Below are 18755 nucleotides of genomic sequence, written 5' to 3' on the forward strand. Positions count from 1 at the left end.
TCCTGTGTTGGGTACAAATTACAAGAAGTGGTTGGTCAGCATCATCGATTATTTTGTGATGATCTATTTTACAAGAAGAACCCGAATTTTTGGGCGTCGCTTGCCAGCGGCCATTTTAAAACGGGATTATTTAAACGTTTTACAAAACATGGCGATGAAATTTGGTTGGAAGCAAACTATAACCCCGTATTTAGTGAAGATCATAAAGTCATTGGTGTGACTAAGTTTGCAACTGATGTCACGCAACGAGTACTGCAAGCTCGGGCGATTAAAGATGCAGCAGAAGTCGCGCATCATACCTCGCAAGAAACGGTACATATTGCTCAACTCGGGACGGGAACGCTAGCCGAAGCCGCTTCCATTGCTAAAGAGATTGATAACGCGATCACTAAGGCGAATACATCGATGACGCAACTGGCCAACCAGTCGCAGCAAATCACCAAAATTGTAACCACCATTACAGGCATAGCAGAACAGACTAATTTGCTGGCGCTCAATGCCGCTATCGAGGCTGCGCGTGCCGGGGAGTATGGCCGGGGTTTTGCTGTGGTTGCTGATGAGGTGCGCTCATTGGCCTCCAATACCACCAAAGCGACCGATGAAATTGGTAATATTGTTAAGCTCAATAGCGAACTGACCAACAGCTCGACATCGATGATGGGGGCAATTCAAGGCCAAGTCACGGCATGTAACAGCAAACTAGAAGAGACGCAAAAGCTGATTGATGAAATGAGAAAAGCCGCGGACAGTGTGGTTGGCACGGTCAGTGAACTGATTAAATAGTAAGGCTCTGCAGCGAGTATTGTTGGTGAAGAAAATGAAAGCGAGCCTAGTGGCTCGCTTTGCGTTTTTACAGAATCACTTGCACGCTTTTGGCACATTGAATTGCGTTGTGCAAAGCCTGTTTGAGTTCTTTATCTTTCGCCAGAGCAACCCCAAGCCGACGGCGTCCATCAATGTCTGGTTTACCAAACAGACGAAGTTGAGTGTGTGGGATAGACAGTGCTTCATTTATTCCATCAAATCTAAGGTTAGTGGAGGTGCCTTGACCTAAAATAACCGCAGATGCCGATGGCCCATATTGGGTAATACTGTTGATTGGCATACCCGTGAACGCGCGCACGTGTAACGCAAATTCAGACAGCTCTTGCGAAATGAGGGTGACCATTCCCGTATCATGTGGGCGAGGGGACACTTCATTGAAGATAACATTATCGCCTTTTACAAACAGTTCAACACCAAATAAGCCGTAACCACCGAGTGCATTAACCACTTGTTCTGCTACATATTCAGCGGCTTTAATTGCGTTAGCCGACATCACTTGTGGTTGCCATGATTCGCGATAATCCCCTTCCTCTTGTCGATGGCCAATGGGAGCGCAGAAATGGACACCATCCACTGCTCGAATCGTCAAGAGAGTAATTTCGTAGTCGAAATCGATAAAGCCTTCGACGATCACTCTCCCTGCTCCACTGCGGCCACCTTCTTGAGCGTATGCCCAAGCGCGGCTAATATCCTCTTGCGTCTTAATCACACTTTGGCCTTTACCTGATGAACTCATCACAGGCTTAACTACGCAAGGCATACCGACATGCTCAATCGCCAGTACAAAATCATTATAGTCATCAGCAAACTGATAAGGAGAGGTAGGTAAGGCAAGAGTTTCTGCGGCTAAACGGCGAATGCCTTCACGGTTCATCGTCAATTGAGTGGCCGTTGCAGTGGGGACCACGTTTAAGCCTTGCGCTTCCAGTTCAACCAGCTTGTGAGTGGCAATTGCTTCAATTTCTGGCACCACGTAGTCTGGTTTTTCGAGTTCGATAATGGCTTGTAGCGCATCGCCATCGAGCATATCCAATACGTGGCTACGATGCGCCACCTGCATTGCTGGAGCGTTGGCGTAGCGATCACAGGCAATCACTTCTAAACCAAGGCGTTGGCATTCAATTGCCACCTCTTTGCCCAATTCTCCGGAACCAAGCAGTAAAACGCGGGTGGCATTTTCACGTGTAGCAGTACCAAACATAGTGAATCCTTACATTCAAGCAATAGGTAATAGCGAAAACAGCCAAAATCATACTAAAATTAAGAATAAAAGCAAACGTTTGCCTTTGTGATGAGAGATGAGTAATTTCCTGTTCGTGCTGTCGATAGAGTGGTTTGTGTAATACGCAGTAAACGAACTCATATCTGTACAAAATTAAGGCTGAAATAGCAATTAATGTGCAGTAAACAGCATTCGAGAAACTGCGTTAAGAATATGAAGTAATTTCAGTCTAAAGTTTATGTGGGATTGACTAAGAAAAAGACACCTATGGCTATGAAAACTTTCTTACGTTTGCGTTTTATAACTCTACACACGAAAACTGCTCTGTTGTTTTCTGTCGGGTTGGTTGGGATCATTCTTAGCAGCTTATTTATTACTCGCCACTTTTTTTTATATAGTTTGAATGAACTTGAATCAATTGAGATTCATCGAGATAGCAATCAAGCTCAGTCGGTCATTCAAGATCTTTTAGTACAGCAAGAAAAGCGTTCTTATGATTGGGCTTATTGGGATGAAACTTATCTGCTGCTGTTGAATGGCGACACTCAATTTGCTGAGCGCAACTTGTATCCTGATTCCCTCGATACTTTAGGTTTAGACGTTTTGGCTTTCATCACCGAATCCTCGCAATTGGTTGAATACTTATGTCGGGATATTGAACCTGGCACAAACTGTTCGTTAGTGGAACAGTTGATACGCTCACAAGGTGTGAGCGACCATTTAATTCAGATGCATCACACACTTGATGAGGATAAAACTAGCCGCTCTGGCCTCATCCGTGTGGAAAATAGTGTGTGGGTGGTGAGCCTAACTCCGGTGCGTAACAGTGAAGGTACGGCTGATGTTGTGGGGTGGATGCTATGGGGACAGCACTTAACCCGCCGTTTCCCTTCTCAGTATCAGAACCTACTAACCGCTAAAAATGACATTGTAGTTACCGATGCTCCTGTGATTTTACCTGTTAGTCATAATCAAGAGGGTATTGAAAGAGATCAAAATAATATCACGCATTACACCTTACTCAGTGATATGACAGGGCAACCTATTGGCTATCTAAAAACCTGTGCTCAGCGGCTGTACTATCAAAAAGGGAACGAAACTTTTTATTATTTGATTTTGACGATCATCATTGCGGCCGGCTTTGTCGCCGTGGCTACTTTTGCTCTGTTTCGCAGCAAGGTAGCCAAACGGTTTGAGAATTTTGAGCGTGGAATCAATCAGCTGATTGAAGAGAGTGCATTCTCTTCACAATCGAGTGATAAACAAGATGAGTTTGAACGAATTACCGAACTTGTCCGTTCACTTGCTGCCTCATCCTCCTTGGCGGAAGATAGGCTTAAAGAGACGTTACAGAAATTTGATGCACTCTATCAAAGCCAAAATCTCGGAATGTTGCTGGTGGTTGATCGCTTCATTGTCGATGTGAACCAAGCCTTGTTGGATATGCTTTCTTATTCTAGAGATGAGTTGGTTGGAAAAGTTTTAGATGAGTTTTGTATTATACAAAATGATGTGGTGTGCAGCAGTGAATTACTCTACCAAAATATAGAACAAGGGATGCGTGAATTTGAGGGACATGTTGTTACAAAGAGTCAGCAGCGTTTAGAGTGTCTTATCGAAGCTACATTGATAGAACAACGTGGGCATCGTTCTATCATGCTATCGATTACTGATATCAGCGAGCAAAAGCAGCAAGAGCAGCTTATTTACGACCTTACTCATTGTGACCCAGTGTCAGGTTTACTTAATCGTCCAACGATGATGAGCCAAGTCCAGCCTTTGATTGACAATCCGACTGAATGTGGTGGGTTTTCCGTGCTCTACCTACGGGTTAAAAGACTAAAAGAAATTTCAGAAGTGTACGGACACAGTGCTTACGATATAGCCGTTAAACATTTTTCGGCTACGCTTAGAAACCGTTTCAATACGTCCATAATGGGACGAATTAGTGAATATGAATTTATGGTGTGTGAGTTGGGTAACGGGGCAACCTCTTTTTTGATTCACAGAGGCACTAAGCTTATCGATAGTTACAAGAGGAAGACTGACATTGGCGGCTTGGAACTCGATTTGAGTGTGGAAGGCGCTGTGATTGATTCACAATTGACTATCGATTCTTTTGAAACTTTGGTTCAAAGTGGTTTTTATGCCATTCAACAAACAGAGAAAGCTGGAGCCAGCCTGGTTGTTTCAGTGACACAAGAATTGTTTGTTCATGCCCAGAAGTCGTTAGCGATCAATCGAGATCTTATCTCAGCCGTGAAAGATGGTCATATTATTGCTTACTATCAGCCGATTGTTCGTGCAGACAGTGCCGAAATCATTGGCTTTGAAGCTCTGGCTCGCTGGAAGCACCCTCAACTTGGTATGGTTTCACCAACCGTATTTATCCCTTTGGCTGAGCAACGTAAAGTGATCATTGAATTGGGAGAGCAGATACTAGGCCAAGCCTGTCAATTTATTAGCGAACTGCAAACGCAGTCGCAATTTTCGTTGGGTAAACGGCTAAGTATTCACGTCAATCTTTCTAGCCCGCATTTCTACAGTAAAAAATTGGTCGGGTACTTATCAGTATTGATTGAAAAATATCAAATTGAACCGGGACAATTAGTGCTCGAATTGACGGAAAGTATGTTGTTGGGGGCTGAAGAAGAGACGATCAAACGCATGGATGCGATAAAAAAACTCGGTATACAGTTGGCGCTTGATGATTTTGGTACGGGGTATTCCTCGTTTAGTACATTGTGTGATTTTCCATTAGATATAGTGAAGTTAGACCAGTCTTATATTTCCACATTGGAATCCAATGACAAAGCCAAAACCTTGGTGCGCAGTATTATCAATATGTCGCAAGAGCTAGGCTTAACTACCGTGGCTGAAGGGGTTGAAACTGCTTCGCAACTGCGCAAACTCAAAGTCTGGAATATTGATGAGATCCAAGGCTTCTATTTTTACAAGCCGATGAGTAAACAAGAGGTGTTCGATAATTTGTTGGGCGGAAAGGATATGCGGTAAAACCTGCACCATCAAAAGGCAAAAATCCCCATGCGTTGGGGATTTTTCACTAGAGCGCCTAAACCACAAGATAGGAAAGAGGAATGTCTGGGTTAATTACTTCCAAGGTGGCTTGAGTATCGGCTAAATGGCTAATACTGCCATCAGACATCTCAACTAATGCGGCTGCGACAATATTATCAAAGCGTTGGCCATCCATCATTAACTGAACAAGAGCAACTTGCAATGGTGGTAAGCTTGGGTTGAATGCGGCATTTTCAGCATACGCACCGACGTAGGTTTTACCATTCTCAATTTGCAGGACAACACCACTGAGATTGTTGGTATAGGGTGCGTAACTGCGGTTTAGGCCATTAAGAGCTAAGCCAATGAGTGGGTCATCCTCGGTAGTTGTTTTGCCGTGGTTAGCGTCTGCCATTAGACCAGAATCAACACCTAAATCGGCAGGACCAAATGATTCAGGTAGGTACTCTTGCAGTGACTTCTCATCACGCTGTGGTAGCTGAATGACAAGCGAGTCTGCGGTCGTAAGCTCATTCATAAACTGACGGCAGTGCCCACAAGGGCTGAAGTTGATGGTAATGTCAGCAACGCCTTGTTCACCTTTCATCCACGCATGGCTGATGGCACATTGCTCGGCGTGTACGGTTTGGCCTAATTGTGCACCGGAAAACTCCATATTCGCGCCAAAGTACAAACGGCCCGATAAACCTCTGACGATGGCTCCCACGTAAAAGTTTGAAAGCGGTACATAAGCATAGGCGGCCGCAAAAGGCAGCAGTGCAACGCGCAATTCCGCATCGTCTAAGCCAGAAAGAGAAAGCAGTTGGTTGAACTGTTCTGGTGATAGGGTTGCGTCAAAATCATCGCACAGCAGAATGGGCGACAAAAATTCTGCAACGGTTTTTGGCGTATCAGCTAGCGCCTGTTCAATACGGCTTTTCATAATGAGTCCTTATCTATGTATTGACGAATATTCTAGGCGAAGAATGAAATTTTACTGAGATTTAAGTCACGTAATGCAATGTAACGTAATTTTGGTTTTCACATTTAGAGTGAGGTCACACATGAAATCGATTACAGTCAGCCTTAGAGTGAGACACGTCTACAATCAAAATCCATGAGTAGACGTATCTTTGATTTCTGTTGGTACTCTATAGCGTGGACAACCACATTGAAAAAGCAAAAAAACTTGGAGCAAGTATCGATGTGATTACGCCGCACACGACTAATGCAAGTGAACTAAATGCTGCATCACGTGGATCTTTTTCAGCGCAGGTTGCTGTGCCCAGCGCATGAGATACGGTGCCCATGGTTAAGCCTTTAGCAATTGGATGCGTGATGTTGAGAAGGTTATAGATAGGGTAGGCGAGAATCGCGCCAAACAGCCCTACAATGACCACTAAAACGGCGGCAATGGCTGGCTCCCCATCGAGGTTACTGGAAACTTCCATCGCAATCGGTGTGGTAACTGATTTACCCAGTAGGCTGGCGATTAAATGTATATCCGTTTGAAGATAAACAGCAATTAAGCTGGCAGTGAGCATTGACATAGCACTGCCCACCCCGCAGGCGAGGGCAATGATGCGCCAATTTGAGCGGATTTGAGGCAGTTGTTCATAGAGAGGATAAGCCAGCGCCACCACGGCCGGTTGCAACAGAAAGCTCAGCCACTGGTTATCAGCATAGTAACTGGCATAAGGGATGTTAAAAAATAGCAAGATAGGAATGATGATCACAAGGCTGAGCAGTAACGGATTCATTATGGCCGTTTTGCATTTTTTACTGATCCAACGTGTCAGGAAAAAGACCGCAATCGTGAGTAATAACCACATCACTTATTCCCCTTCTTCAAAAAACGATCCAACCCTAAACCCAGACAAACTAATACGATCAGCGTACCGCCCACCGCGCTGGCAAGAATCGGGATGGCGTTACTCATCAATAAATCAAAATGCTCGATTAATCCGACACTGATAGGGACAAATAAAATGACCATATAACGGATAAAAAGACTGGCACTGGGTTTTACCCATTCGACAGGCACGAGCCCACTTGCCAATAAACTAAACAGAATTAGCATTCCGATAATACTGCCCGGAATGGTGATGCCAAGCCAATGTTGAAGATTGATACCTGCCATCAGGCAAAGGAAAATCAGCCCCATAGAGACCAAATATTTTGCAATGGTATTCACAATAAAAGTCGGTGCCTTGTTGTGCCTAAACTATTTTCGGAAATGGAATCGCAGCGTGTTGGTTTGAAACCTGACAGCGCGAAAACCTCGTACATTAACTCGCGATGTCTTCCACATAACGGTAAACGGATTTTAAAATAGCCATTTTCTTTTCGTCACTGCTGTGGGTGTGAACTAAGTTCTCTAAATTGAGCATGTACTCTTCAAGGTGGCTTTCGAAATAATCACGACAGTGAGTTGCCCAACGTCTTTGCTCTTCGTCACTTAATGTCAATGGGTAATGGCGAGCGCGGTAGCGAAACAGCAAGGGTTCGATGCGCTTATCGCTAAAACTAATGTCTAATGCGGCGAGGTTGACAGGGTCAGCTTGGCGAATGATCTCCATCGCCGCTTTGTCGGCTGGAGAGAAGAAACCGTCGTAGAGTTGAGTATCGACATCGTCACTGTGCTTATATTCTCGCTCAATTGTGTAGAGGCCAATCAGCTTTTCTCTGATCTCAGGGTACTGCTTGATGAGCGCTAAGTGTTCAAGGCACAGGTTTCTATCGACCCCGATATGGTCTGCATTTTCGGCCGTTAATGTTTTGGCCGGCGCAAGGATAGGGCATTTATTGAGATGCACTAATTTGATGGGCACTGGCAATTCATCTTCTGCCAACTCTTCGCGTTTGGTATATAGACGTTGATGCAGTTCTTCGCTGCTTAAATCGATCAGGGGTTGAGGGTTTTTGGCAAGGTCCACCACAATAACCGCATTTTGATTGGTGGGATGCCAAGCAATCGGCACGATCCAACTGGTATATTGGCATTCTCGGCCTAACATACCCGATACGTGCATTAAAGGTGTCATGTTGACGATATCAATCAGATCATTGAGTTTGCGTTTATGGCGCATGTTAAAAAAGTAATCAAACAACTTGGGTTGGGCGGCTTTTACTTTTTTGGCTAGCTCAATGGTGGCGATAACATCGGCCATAGCATCGTGGGCATTCGCATGTTCGATGCCATTGGCAACTGAGAGATGCTCCAGCTTAAAACTGGTAAAGCCTTCGTCATTTTCGGGCCAGTTGATGCCTTCTGGGCGTAGCGCATGGCAGGCGCGCATCACATCAAGTAAATCCCAGCGTGAATTGCCGTTTTGCCAGCTCCAAGCATACGGATCAATGAAATTACGATAGCAAGTGTAACGCGTTACTTCATCATCAAAACGAATACTGTTGTAACCAAGACTGGTGGTGTTGGGTGTGGCGAGTTGTTGATGAATTTTGGCGATAAATTCAGGCTCTGGCAAGCCTTGGGCCACCGCTTTTTGTGGAGTGATACCCGTAATAAGCGCCGCTTCTGGAGAAGGCAAATAGTCCGCTGGTGGTTGGCAATAGATGACCAGTGGTTCGCCAATAATATTAAAATCCATATCGGTGCGAACGCCCGCAAATTGGCTCGGACGATCTTTCGCAGGGTTGACTCCCCACGTCTCATAGTCGAGGAAAAAGAAAGTAGGCGGGTGCTCTTGTCGCATTCGATAGTATCCAGTCGCTGAAATTTAAGGTTTATTAGACCATTGCCTGTGTGACATAGCAATGTGCGAAGCATGCTCTGATGAGGATTTGAAATGAAAAAGCCGGCGCATTGGCACCGGCTTGGAGAAAAACGAGAACGTTCGATACTTTCTAGGCTTGCTGTTCTTGAACTTGTACCTGTTTACCGTTCAGTAAGCGGCTGGTAATGGTACCTGCCGTCATTGAGCCTGAAACGTTCAACGCGGTGCGGGCCATATCAATCAACGGTTCAATGGAGATAAGCAGTGCTGCAATCGTCACTGGTAGGCCCATCGCTGGTAGCACGATTAAGGCTGCAAAAGTGGCACCGCCACCGACGCCGGCAATACCAAATGAGCTGATTGCGATAATCGCCACTAGCGACAAAATAAAGTGTACGTCCATTGGATTAATACCGACGGTAGGAGCAACCATCACTGCGAGCATGGCTGGGTAAATACCAGCGCAGCCGTTTTGACCAATAGTGGCACCGAATGAAGCCGATAGGTTGGCAATTGCTGGTGGTACGTTCAGCTTAGTGATTTGCGCTTCTACATTAAGAGGAATGGTTGCCGCTGAGCTACGTGAGGTGAACGCGAAGGTCAACACTGGCCAAATTTTTTGAAAATACTCTTTAGGGCTAACGCCTACAAAAGAAACTAATATACCGTGCACCACAAACATCAATGCAATGGCGACATAAGAGGCGACAATAAAACCGAGCAAACTCAGAATATCGCCCGCGCTTGATGTAGCGACAACTTTCGCCATCAACGCCGCAATACCGTAAGGGGTTAGTGCCATCACCATTTTCACGAGGCGCATAACAATCGACTGTATCGCTTCGACAAAGGTGCGGATTGGCGTTTCTAGCTCGGCTTTCTCTGACATTACTTTACGCGCTGCAATACCCGTTAGTACGCCAAAAATAACCACAGCGATGATCGAGGTTGAGCGAGCACCGGTTAAGTCGGCAAAAGGATTGGTCGGAATAAAGCTTAATAGCATTTGAGGAATAGTTAAATCACTCACAGTAGCGGCGCGGCTTTCTAGTACAGCAATACGCGCCGTTTCACGGCTGCCTTCAACGAGGCCGTCTGCTGTTAAACCAAAAGCTTGGGTGACAAAAATACCGATCAATGCCGAGACAGCAGTCGTCAGCAGTAAGATAGAAATGGTCAGGCCAGAGATTTTACCCAGCGAGCCACCTTTATCGAGCTTCACAACCGCAGCGATCATCGACACCAGCACCAAAGGCATAATCACCATTTTTAGCAAACCAACATAGCCGTTACCGACGACGTTGACCCAGCCTAATGTTTCCTTGATGGCCACATGTCCTTCACCAAGAACCACTTGTAGAGCAAGGCCAAATGCGCTGCCTAGGATCAACCCAAGTAGCACTAAGCGTGAAAGAGTGTGAGACTTTTTCTGCTGTCCGAAGAGAAAAAACAGAATGCCAATAAATACTGCGAGTGCGGCAATGGCTGCAACTGACATGATGCGACACCTTAAAAGTTGTGTACCCATGATTACGTTGATCGCCGATGAGCGATGTAGTCGATAATGCTAGGTAAAAGGGGAATAAAAGCGATGAAACGCAACAATATCTTTTAACGTAGGTTAATCCAAAGACAAAATCAGCATGATTTAGAACAAATGGTTATCAATCTTTCTATTGTGCTGGTAAATGAACCGATCGGTGAGTTATTTAAGCAAGTCATTGATACTTCTTGAGCAAGGCAAGCATATCGCGAGAGTGCAAAATATCTATGGCGTGTGGTTGTATCTGAAAGAGGCAATAGAGCATAGCGCTTGCAACATCTTGCGCGGAAATGGGGATAAAATTGCGTAAGCGCCCTAGTAGCAGAGGGTGCAATAGAGTCAGAATCACTCGTACCCATTTTTCATCCGTTCGCTTGTTTTTCCGAATGCCAGTTAGAGGCCCAGGCCTGACGAAGGTCACTTGTTCAAAACCCATTCGGCGAATGGTTTCTTCCATTCTCCCTTTGCATTGTAAGTAATGAGATTGAGAGCGAGCTTTGGCACCTAAGCTCGAAACGATGGCAATGCGCTTGACACCCAATGTCTTCATTGTTTGAGCAACTTGACAAACCAACTCATAGTCTACTTTCTCCAGCCCCTGCTTTGAACCCGCTTGCTTACGGGTAGTCCCTAGTGCGATGAGGCCAAGTTGGGGAGGGACAAAACTTTCATCCCAGTGCGTGATTTGCAACTGCGGATGAATGATTTCTTGCAACTTTGGGTGTTGGATTTCGGTGCTTTTTCTGACTAAAGAATAGATTTGAGAGACGGCTTGCTCTTCTAGCATGATGGCTAAAGCATGCTGCCCAACGAGACCGGAAGCGCCAGCAATAATCACAGTTTTGTGTCGCTTATCCATCGTTTTCTCCTTTTTTACCTTGCAGTGATTGTATGCAGTGCTGCTTACTTATGGCAGTTTATTCTTTCGCTTTCATCGTATTCAACCATTTATAAGCACCTATTTTAGAAATAACGCTTTAGTGACATTGCATCTTTATCGCTATTAACTAAATTTTTAGTGTAGGTAACTAAAAGAAATGAGCTGCTGTCAAATACAGAGATAAGGCGTAATAACAATGAAAATAAAATCTAAACTGTTGCTCAGCTTGATTTCGGCGACCATTATCCCTGTTGCTATTGTTTCAACGGTAATGGTGACGAATTTACGTTCACAAGCCGTTAGTGATTTTATTGAACAAAGTCATGGAGAAATGAGTCAGGTTGATAATGCTATCGCCATCTATTTTTCTGGCATTGAACAAAATGTGAAAATGTTAGCCAACTCACCCGCGTTGCAAAAAGTGGACAGTTCCATTACCCGTTATATCGACAAAATAGCTGAACCGATGACCCCAGATAGCAATGGAATGGTGGAGCGTGGAATTTATGAAGCGCTTTACCTTATGGGTGAGGCGCACAAAGGTTATTCGTACGTTTACATGGGAACCAAAGAGGGCGGATATATACAATGGCCGACGGGTAAGGCGTCAGACAATTATGATCCTAGAGCTCGCCCGTGGTACAAAACGGCGATGTCTAGCCCAGGCGAGATAAAACGCACTCAAGCCTATTATTGGGAGCCTGATGACGCCACGATTGTGAGCAATGTTTTGTCCTTTAATGCTGCTGGTACCCAAAATGCTGGGGTGGTTGCGATTGATGTTTCGCTAAAAACACTGACGGATATCGTGAAGAAGATAAAACTAGGCGAAACCGGATACATTATGATGGTTGAGGATAGCGGTAACGTCTTGGTGGATGCTAAGTACCCAGAGAACAATTTTCAACCCCTTGACTCCTTAGCTGCTGCATACAAAACGATAGGTCAAACATCCTCTGGTTTTATCAATATCGAAATTGGCGGTGTGGAATATATGGCTAATGTCATGAATTCCGAAAAGTTAGGTTGGAAGTTCGTTGGCCTGATTACTACCGAAGAAGTTATGGCAGAAAGCAATAGCTTGATCAAATACATTTTAGCGATTGTTTTTGTGTTGACAGTGATTTTCATCATTGGCGCACTTTTTTTAGCGGGGTTGATCGCCAAGCCGCTTAGTTTAGTTTCAAACGGCTTACAAGAGATAGCTGAAGGTGAAGGTGATTTAACCAAGGAATTGATCATTCGTTCGAACGATGAAACGGGTCAATTGGCTGTGTATTTCAACGCATTTTTGAAAGCCATTCGATTACTTGTACAGCAAATAGGCCATGCAGGAGAACAGATGGGGGAATCGGCGCAAAGAGCGGCAACAATATCGGAAGACTTGTCAGCCGTTTCTCAACGACAGAAACAAGCGGTTGAGATGGTATCAACGGCGTTTAATGAAATGGTGTCTACTGCCAATGAAGTAGCAACGCTATGCAGCTCGGCAGCCCAGGCTGCTGATGACAGTCAGCAATTAGTGAGTCAAGGCCAGCAAAATATCCACACCGCGGTTTCTAGTGTCAATCAGTTAGCTGATTATATTTCAACGTCTTCAACCACGATTCAAGAGTTAGAAAATGATAGCCAAGGTATTACTGCAATTTTAGATACCATTCGCGGCATTGCTGAACAGACCAACCTGTTGGCTTTAAACGCTGCGATTGAAGCGGCTCGTGCAGGGGAGCAGGGAAGAGGTTTTGCTGTTGTTGCGGATGAGGTTCGTGCGCTCGCAAAACGTACGCAAGATTCAACCGAAGAAATCAACGGCTTAGTGGTACGTTTGCAAAATAGGACCAAAGAAGTCGCAGAACAGATGACCGTGAGTTTAAATGCGTCACGGAAAACCGTGACAACGACTGAGTCGGTCAACGATAGCTTTACTGGCATCTATCAGTCAGTATTGTCGATTCACGATATGAATACTCAAATCGCAACGGCTGCCGAAGAGCAGCACCTAGTCGCAGAAGAAATTAATCGTAATATTCATCAAGTACAAGAAGATACTCAGAAAGTTGATGATGTATCGAGCCGAGCTCTACTGAACTCACAAAATCTCGCGAGTTCAGCTGATGATCTGAATAATTTAGTGAGTAAGTTTAAGACCCAGTAATTTCTGGGGAGATTTTTTATACCTAACCCATTTGAAGGAGAGAAAGTTAACCACTGACTTGTTGTTTCCATAAACGTGCGTAAAGTCCTGCACGTGCGAGCAACGCTTCGTGAGTACCTTGCTCGGCCACTTGCCCATCTTCGATGACGATAATGTTATCGGCATGACGAATCGTCGATAACCGATGTGCAATACTGATCACCGTTCGATCATGGCAAATGGTTTCCATATTGCTCATGATGGCCGCCTCTGACTGATAATCGAGCGCTGAAGTCGCTTCATCAAGCAGTAAGATTTTTGGGTTAACTAACAATGCGCGAGCCAGTGCAATGCGTTGACGTTGCCCGCCAGATAAGTTTGCACCTCTTTCTCCTACTTGTTGTTCAAACCCTTGTGGCAGCGCTTCAATAAAGTTTAACGCACCAGCAAGCTTTGCAACGTTTATCAGATCTGCATCGCTTGCATCGGGTTTACAAAGACGAATATTGTCGGCAACGCTGCCTGCAAATAGCATGCTTTCTTGTAGCACCACACTCATGCTGCGCCTTAACGAGACCGGATCTGCAATGGCGAGATCCATACCATCGACCAAGACTTGCCCATGCAAAGGTACATAAAGACGCTGTAGCAGTTTCGTTAATGTACTTTTTCCAGATCCGGAAGGCCCAGTAATACCAATAAATTGCCCCGGAGCGATGGTCAACGAGAGATTCGCTAAGACTTCCGGTGCATCGATATGATAACGGAAGCGAACATTTTTAAACTCAATGCCTCCTTGAACAGAAGGGATGGAAGCAAGGCCATCTTTACTATTTTCAGCCGGTTCGTTAAGAATGTCGCCTACGCGACGCAAGGCTACTAAGGTGTGCTGGAAATCTTGCCACACTTGCGCAAGTCGCAAAACGGGTTGAGTAACATGCCCTGCTAGCATATTGAAGGCGACCAATTCACCGGGGGTGAGCTGCCCATTGAGCACTAAGTTGACTCCCCACCAAAGTAAAATGGCAGCGGCTATTTTCTGCACTAAGGCAATCAATTGCCCAGCAATTAAACTGGCTTTTTGGGCTGAAAACGCGCATTCAATTTGTCGACTGAGTATTTGCTGCCACCGTTCTAAAAATCGAGCTTCCGTTGCGGTTGTCTTGATTGTTTCTATACCCGTTATAGATTCAGTCAGGAAGGTGGTTGTCTCTGCTTCTGCGTCATACTCTGTCGTTACCTTGTGACGAACCCAAGGTCCAATACCTAACCACAGCAGAAAATAAATCACTAATGAACCGATAATCAGCCCGGTGAGCGCTGGCGCATAATGAAACATCACACCAATAAAGAGGGTGATAAAAATGAGATCCAAGAGCAGCATTAAGGTTGAGCCCGTCAAAAACTGACGTATTTGCCCCATTTCCCGTACGCGGGCGATGATTTGCCCCGTTTGACGCTGCTTGAAATAACTTAATGGAAGATTAATCAAATGCCGATACAATCGCCCCGATAGCTCTGCATTGACTTGACTAGAAAGATGACCAAAAACCGTATTGCGCAAATAACTGTAAAGAGGTTCAGCAATAGCCAGCGCAAGCATAGCCAGCGCTAAAACGTGCAAACTCGACAAACTTCGCCCCACAAGAACCTTATCAATAACGGTTTCAAAAAGTTTGGGACCAAACAGGGCAAACAGTTGTAGCACAATCGAATACAGAAACACATCACGCAGCTGTTTTGACTGACGAAGTACCGAAGGCATAAACCAGCGGAGGCCAAAAGCGACATCGCTTGGCTCTATACTCTGCTCAATCAGTAATAAGACCTCATAACAGGAACTTGAAGATCCTTGCGCCAACGGAAACTCGAAATAGCGCTGTTTAATGGGATCGTACAAGGTCCAACCATACTCGTTTAGCGCATGAATGACATGCCATTGCTGACGGATTTTGACCAAAGCAGGTAGCGGGATTGGCTCGCTTCCTCTGACGGTGATCATTCGGCTTTTCAGACCAATAGATTGAGCGGCTCGCTGAATGTCGAGAGCACTGAGCTCATTTTCGGCAACGCCTAGTGTATGAATCAGTTGTGATGGCGTGACTTTCTTATCAAATGAAAGGCTGGCAAACGAGAGGGCCGCTAATGCGCCATGGCTTTCTTGATCATGAACCGTTGAGACGGTGTTGGTTAAGGTATCCACTCTATTTTTCTCGCAATGCTTCAGCTTGATATTCTCGGATTGGGCTGAGTAGATAATCGATGATCCGACGTTGGTCGGTTTTAATCTCAGCCACGACAGACATACCGGGCAATAAGGCAACAGAGGCACCATCGACCTCAATTGTGTGGTTTAACAATTGCACTTGAGCGGGAAAAACCAACCCAAGTTGCTCATCCATTGTCGAGTCTCTAGAAACGTGGACCAATGTTGCCGATAAGGTGCCGTAACGCGTATAGGGAAAGGCATCAATTTTCAACGTCACGGGTTGGCCAGCATAAATAAAGCCAATGTCTTTATTGAGAATTTTAACTTCGGCGACTTGTACCGAATCGTCAGGCACAATAATCATCAAATTTTGTGCTGGTTGTAAGACTGCCCCAAGGGTGTGAACACTCAATTGCTGTACAGTGCCAGTGACAGGAGAGCGAACCACTTGTAATCCTTCATGTTCGCGTACTTTGTCCAGTTCATGTTGCAGCGCTGAGAGTTGTAGGTGTGCTTGCTGACTTTTGTCTTGCCACTCTCTGGCTTTTTGCGCACGCAGCGCTTTTAAACGCTCTTCTAGGTTGAGATATTGCTTTTGCAGCACGTGCTGTTGTGATGTTTGCTGGGCTAACGCTCGTTCGGATTCTAATAGCTCTTTTTCCTGCTCCAGATACTGCACTTGACCGATCAAACGCTGTTGCTTGAGCTTTTTTTGAGCATCAAGGCGCTGAGTAATATTACTCACTAACTGTTTTAAGCCTCTGATGTCGACTTCAAGTGAGGACTGGGAAGCAAGATTGACCTGCATTTCAGCACGCAAGTTTTCCAACACCGATGTGAATTCGTTCTTTTCAGTATCAAAGCTGTCGATGACCTCTTGCTGTGCCGAAGGTGCCAATGCCAAATACAGGGGATGTTGAGCTAGATCAGCCTTACCACGCAAAGCTTGATACTTGAGAAATTCATGGGTTTGATAGCGTATTTGATGACGCAAACGTTCAATATCTTGGCTAACGCCTAACGTGTCCAGAGTCAGTAAGGGCATCCCTTTTTCGACACGTTCGCCGTCTGCTATATGGATTTGTGCTACTCGGCTTTGTTCGTAAGACTGAATCACTTGCGAGCGCCCAGGGACTAACAGCCGCCCGTTTGCGGTCGCTTGGATATCCAATTTCCCCCAATAGGTCCAAAGTAAGGTGAGCAGTAACCCTACACTTAGCGTGATGGCGGTGATGCGAGCAAACGGAGAGGGCGGGCTCTGCTGTAGAGCAAGATGGCCGGGTAAAAACTCAAAGTAGCCGTTCGTTTTCGGGCGCTTAGAGCGAAGCTTCTTTAACTGAGAGATCATACTTGCTCATCCTCTTGTTTTAATGCTTGTTGCAGTTGCCACAACTGGAAATATTTGCCTTGCTCTGCGAGAAGTTGTAGATGCGTGCCTTGCTCTGCAATCTCGCCTTTTTCCAGTACGATAATCCGGTCACACTCTCTTACCGTAGAGAGGCGGTGTGCGATGGTGATAACGGTACGCCCGGCGGCAATTTGCTCCATATTGGTTTGAATGATGGCTTGTGATTCATCATCTAAAGCGCTGGTGGCTTCATCAAGAATCAAAATCTTAGGGTCTGCAAGCAGTGTGCGGGCAATGGCTAAACGTTGTCGTTGTCCGCCTGAAAGTGACTGCCCCCCTTCGGCTAAAATCGTGTCGTAACCTAGTGGCAGCTTTAAAATAAACTCATGAGCGCCCGCTAATTTTGCCGCTTGCACAATCTCATCCAAGTTGGCTTGTGGCTTTGAATGGGCAATGTTGTCACCAACACTTTTACTAAAGAGAAAGTTCTCTTGTGATACCACCCCCAACTGGCGACGCAATTCATGAACACCGATCTGTTTGAGTGGGGTGTTATCGAACATGATTTGGCCTGATTCAGGGCTGTACAGCTTGAGTAAAAGCCGAGCCAAGGTGCTTTTTCCCGACCCCGAGCCACCGACCACACCAATTTTCTCACCCGCTTGGATATTGAGTGAAAGCTGATTGATGGTCAGCGGTAAATCGGGTTGATAACGGAAACTCACCTGATTGAGAGTGATCGCACCTTGCAGCTGTAGAGGATGGCTGGCTTGCTGCTGCTCGGTGGGCAAATTGAGTAGGTCGGAAAGTTTATCGACTGCAATTTGCGCTTGTATAAATTGTCCCCACAGCTCGACGAGCCGGGCAAGAGTTTGTGCAACATGACTGGCGAGCATGTTAAAAGCGATCAGTTGACCTATGGTCATTTGTAACGCGAGCACTTCGGATGCGCCAATCCATAGTAGAAAGACGCTCGCTATTTTTTGGATGAACTGCACTGCGTGGCTAGAGCGGTTATTCCACTGCTGAACCACATAGTTGCTCGATATCATCTGTTCGGTTTGAGTATCCCAACGTCGAATAAAGCGAGGTTCAGTCGCTAAGCTTTTAATGGTATCACTCCCCGCGACGGTTTCAGTTAGAAACGAAGTGTTGTGCGCCATATGGGTAAATTGTTGTTCAATCGCTTGTTGCAGCCTTGGGGTTAGCCACCAAGTCAAAAAGAGATAACACGGCAGTGTGGCCAATACCAATAAGGTTAGCCCGCCAGAAAGTAAGCTCATCACATAGAAAAAGATCACGAGAAAAACGAGATCAATCGTGAGGGTAAACATTGAACCTGTGATGAACTCGCGTATGGTATCGAGCTCTCTTACTCGAGTCACAATCGCCCCAACTTGCCTTGATTTGAAAAACAGCAGCGGCAAACCAAACAGATGGTGAACCAATTTAATGCCAAGCTTAATATCAATGCGGTTAGCGGTATGAGCATATTGATATTCGCGTAAACCGCGTAGCAATACCTCAGCTATTCCAGAAATAACTAAGACGAACACTAAAACATCGAGTGTCGAGTGGGCTTGATGCACTAATACTTTGTCCATCACGACTTGGAAAAATAGCGGTGTAATAAGTGCAATAACTTGCAGTACGAAAGAGAATAAAACAATCTCAGCGATTAAATGTTTATGTTGCGATAATTCAGGTAAGAACCAACGAATATCAAAAGAGGATTGCTTTTTTTTGATATCTAGCGTTTTTCCATTCCAATTCTGTTTTAAATAGCTTGTATCTACTACTTTTGGGGTATCTGAATCACATGGATGAATTAAACATTTATCC

The 18755-nt window shown here is 45.3% G+C and carries 13 protein-coding genes; 3 read left to right on the forward strand and 10 right to left on the reverse strand.

Annotation, left to right across the window (positions count from 1 at the left end; genetic code table 11):
* Nucleotides 1-783, forward strand: a 783-nt coding sequence (locus AACT21_RS12570; protein WP_141195242.1) for a methyl-accepting chemotaxis protein, incomplete at its 5' end; no start/stop codon positions are given.
* A gap of 67 nt (nt 784-850) precedes the next feature.
* On the opposite strand, the gene purT is transcribed toward AACT21_RS12570, so the two are convergent.
* On the reverse strand, nt 851-2026 hold the full coding sequence (purT, locus tag AACT21_RS12575; RefSeq protein WP_017047011.1) for a formate-dependent phosphoribosylglycinamide formyltransferase: 1176 nt from the start codon (nt 2024-2026) through the stop codon (nt 851-853).
* A gap of 288 nt (nt 2027-2314) precedes the next feature.
* Here purT and AACT21_RS12580 point away from each other — a divergent pair, with 288 nt between their 5' ends.
* Entirely contained in the window at nt 2315-5062 is a 2748-nt protein-coding gene (locus AACT21_RS12580; RefSeq protein WP_254917168.1) for a bifunctional diguanylate cyclase/phosphodiesterase, read from the forward strand.
* A gap of 58 nt (nt 5063-5120) precedes the next feature.
* On the opposite strand, the gene cdd is transcribed toward AACT21_RS12580, so the two are convergent.
* The 6 genes from cdd to AACT21_RS12610 form a co-directional block, all read right to left on the reverse strand.
* Nucleotides 5121-6008 (reverse strand): cytidine deaminase, encoded by an 888-nt coding sequence (gene cdd, locus AACT21_RS12585; protein WP_094163698.1) that lies wholly within the window; start codon nt 6006-6008, stop codon nt 5121-5123.
* A 208-nt stretch (nt 6009-6216) separates the two neighbouring features.
* The gene (locus AACT21_RS12590; RefSeq protein WP_094163700.1) at nt 6217-6897 is read right to left on the reverse strand and encodes a CidB/LrgB family autolysis modulator; all 681 of its coding nucleotides are present in this window, start codon (nt 6895-6897) and stop codon (nt 6217-6219) included.
* Complete coding sequence (locus AACT21_RS12595) at nt 6897-7229, reverse strand: CidA/LrgA family protein (RefSeq protein ID WP_033197434.1); 333 nt, start codon at nt 7227-7229, stop codon at nt 6897-6899. Before AACT21_RS12595 ends, AACT21_RS12590 begins: the two co-directional genes overlap by 1 nt.
* A 124-nt stretch (nt 7230-7353) precedes the next feature.
* A complete protein-coding gene (gene sbcB, locus AACT21_RS12600; protein WP_017047014.1) occupies nt 7354-8778 on the reverse strand; it encodes an exodeoxyribonuclease I in 1425 nt (474 codons plus the stop codon).
* Nucleotides 8779-8929: 151 nt separating this feature from the next.
* Nucleotides 8930-10297, reverse strand: coding sequence for an L-cystine transporter (locus tag AACT21_RS12605; protein ID WP_026028454.1), 1368 nt, complete (start codon nt 10295-10297; stop codon nt 8930-8932).
* A gap of 220 nt (nt 10298-10517) precedes the next feature.
* Complete coding sequence (locus AACT21_RS12610) at nt 10518-11201, reverse strand: NAD(P)H-binding protein (protein ID WP_094163702.1); 684 nt, start codon at nt 11199-11201, stop codon at nt 10518-10520.
* A 217-nt stretch (nt 11202-11418) separates the two neighbouring features.
* Between AACT21_RS12610 and AACT21_RS12615 the strand changes: the two genes are divergently transcribed.
* Nucleotides 11419-13377, forward strand: a complete 1959-nt coding sequence (locus AACT21_RS12615; RefSeq protein WP_013856634.1) for a methyl-accepting chemotaxis protein — start codon at nt 11419-11421, stop codon at nt 13375-13377.
* Nucleotides 13378-13423: 46 nt separating this feature from the next.
* Here the strand turns inward: AACT21_RS12615 and AACT21_RS12620 are convergent, their stop codons facing one another.
* The 3 genes from AACT21_RS12620 to AACT21_RS12630 form a co-directional block, all read right to left on the reverse strand.
* Nucleotides 13424-15559 (reverse strand): type I secretion system permease/ATPase, encoded by a 2136-nt coding sequence (locus AACT21_RS12620; RefSeq protein WP_094163705.1) that lies wholly within the window; start codon nt 15557-15559, stop codon nt 13424-13426.
* 1 nt (nt 15560) lies between these two features.
* On the reverse strand, nt 15561-16913 hold the full coding sequence (locus AACT21_RS12625; RefSeq protein WP_094150530.1) for an HlyD family type I secretion periplasmic adaptor subunit: 1353 nt from the start codon (nt 16911-16913) through the stop codon (nt 15561-15563).
* Nucleotides 16910-18755, reverse strand: a 1846-nt coding sequence (locus AACT21_RS12630) for a peptidase domain-containing ABC transporter (protein WP_094163707.1), incomplete at its 5' end; no start/stop codon positions are given. The genes AACT21_RS12630 and AACT21_RS12625, both read right to left, overlap by 4 nt.

This window comes from Vibrio sp. V08_P9A1T1 (genome assembly GCF_963874405.1).
GTDB classification, from domain to species: Bacteria; Pseudomonadota; Gammaproteobacteria; order Enterobacterales; family Vibrionaceae; genus Vibrio; species Vibrio anguillarum.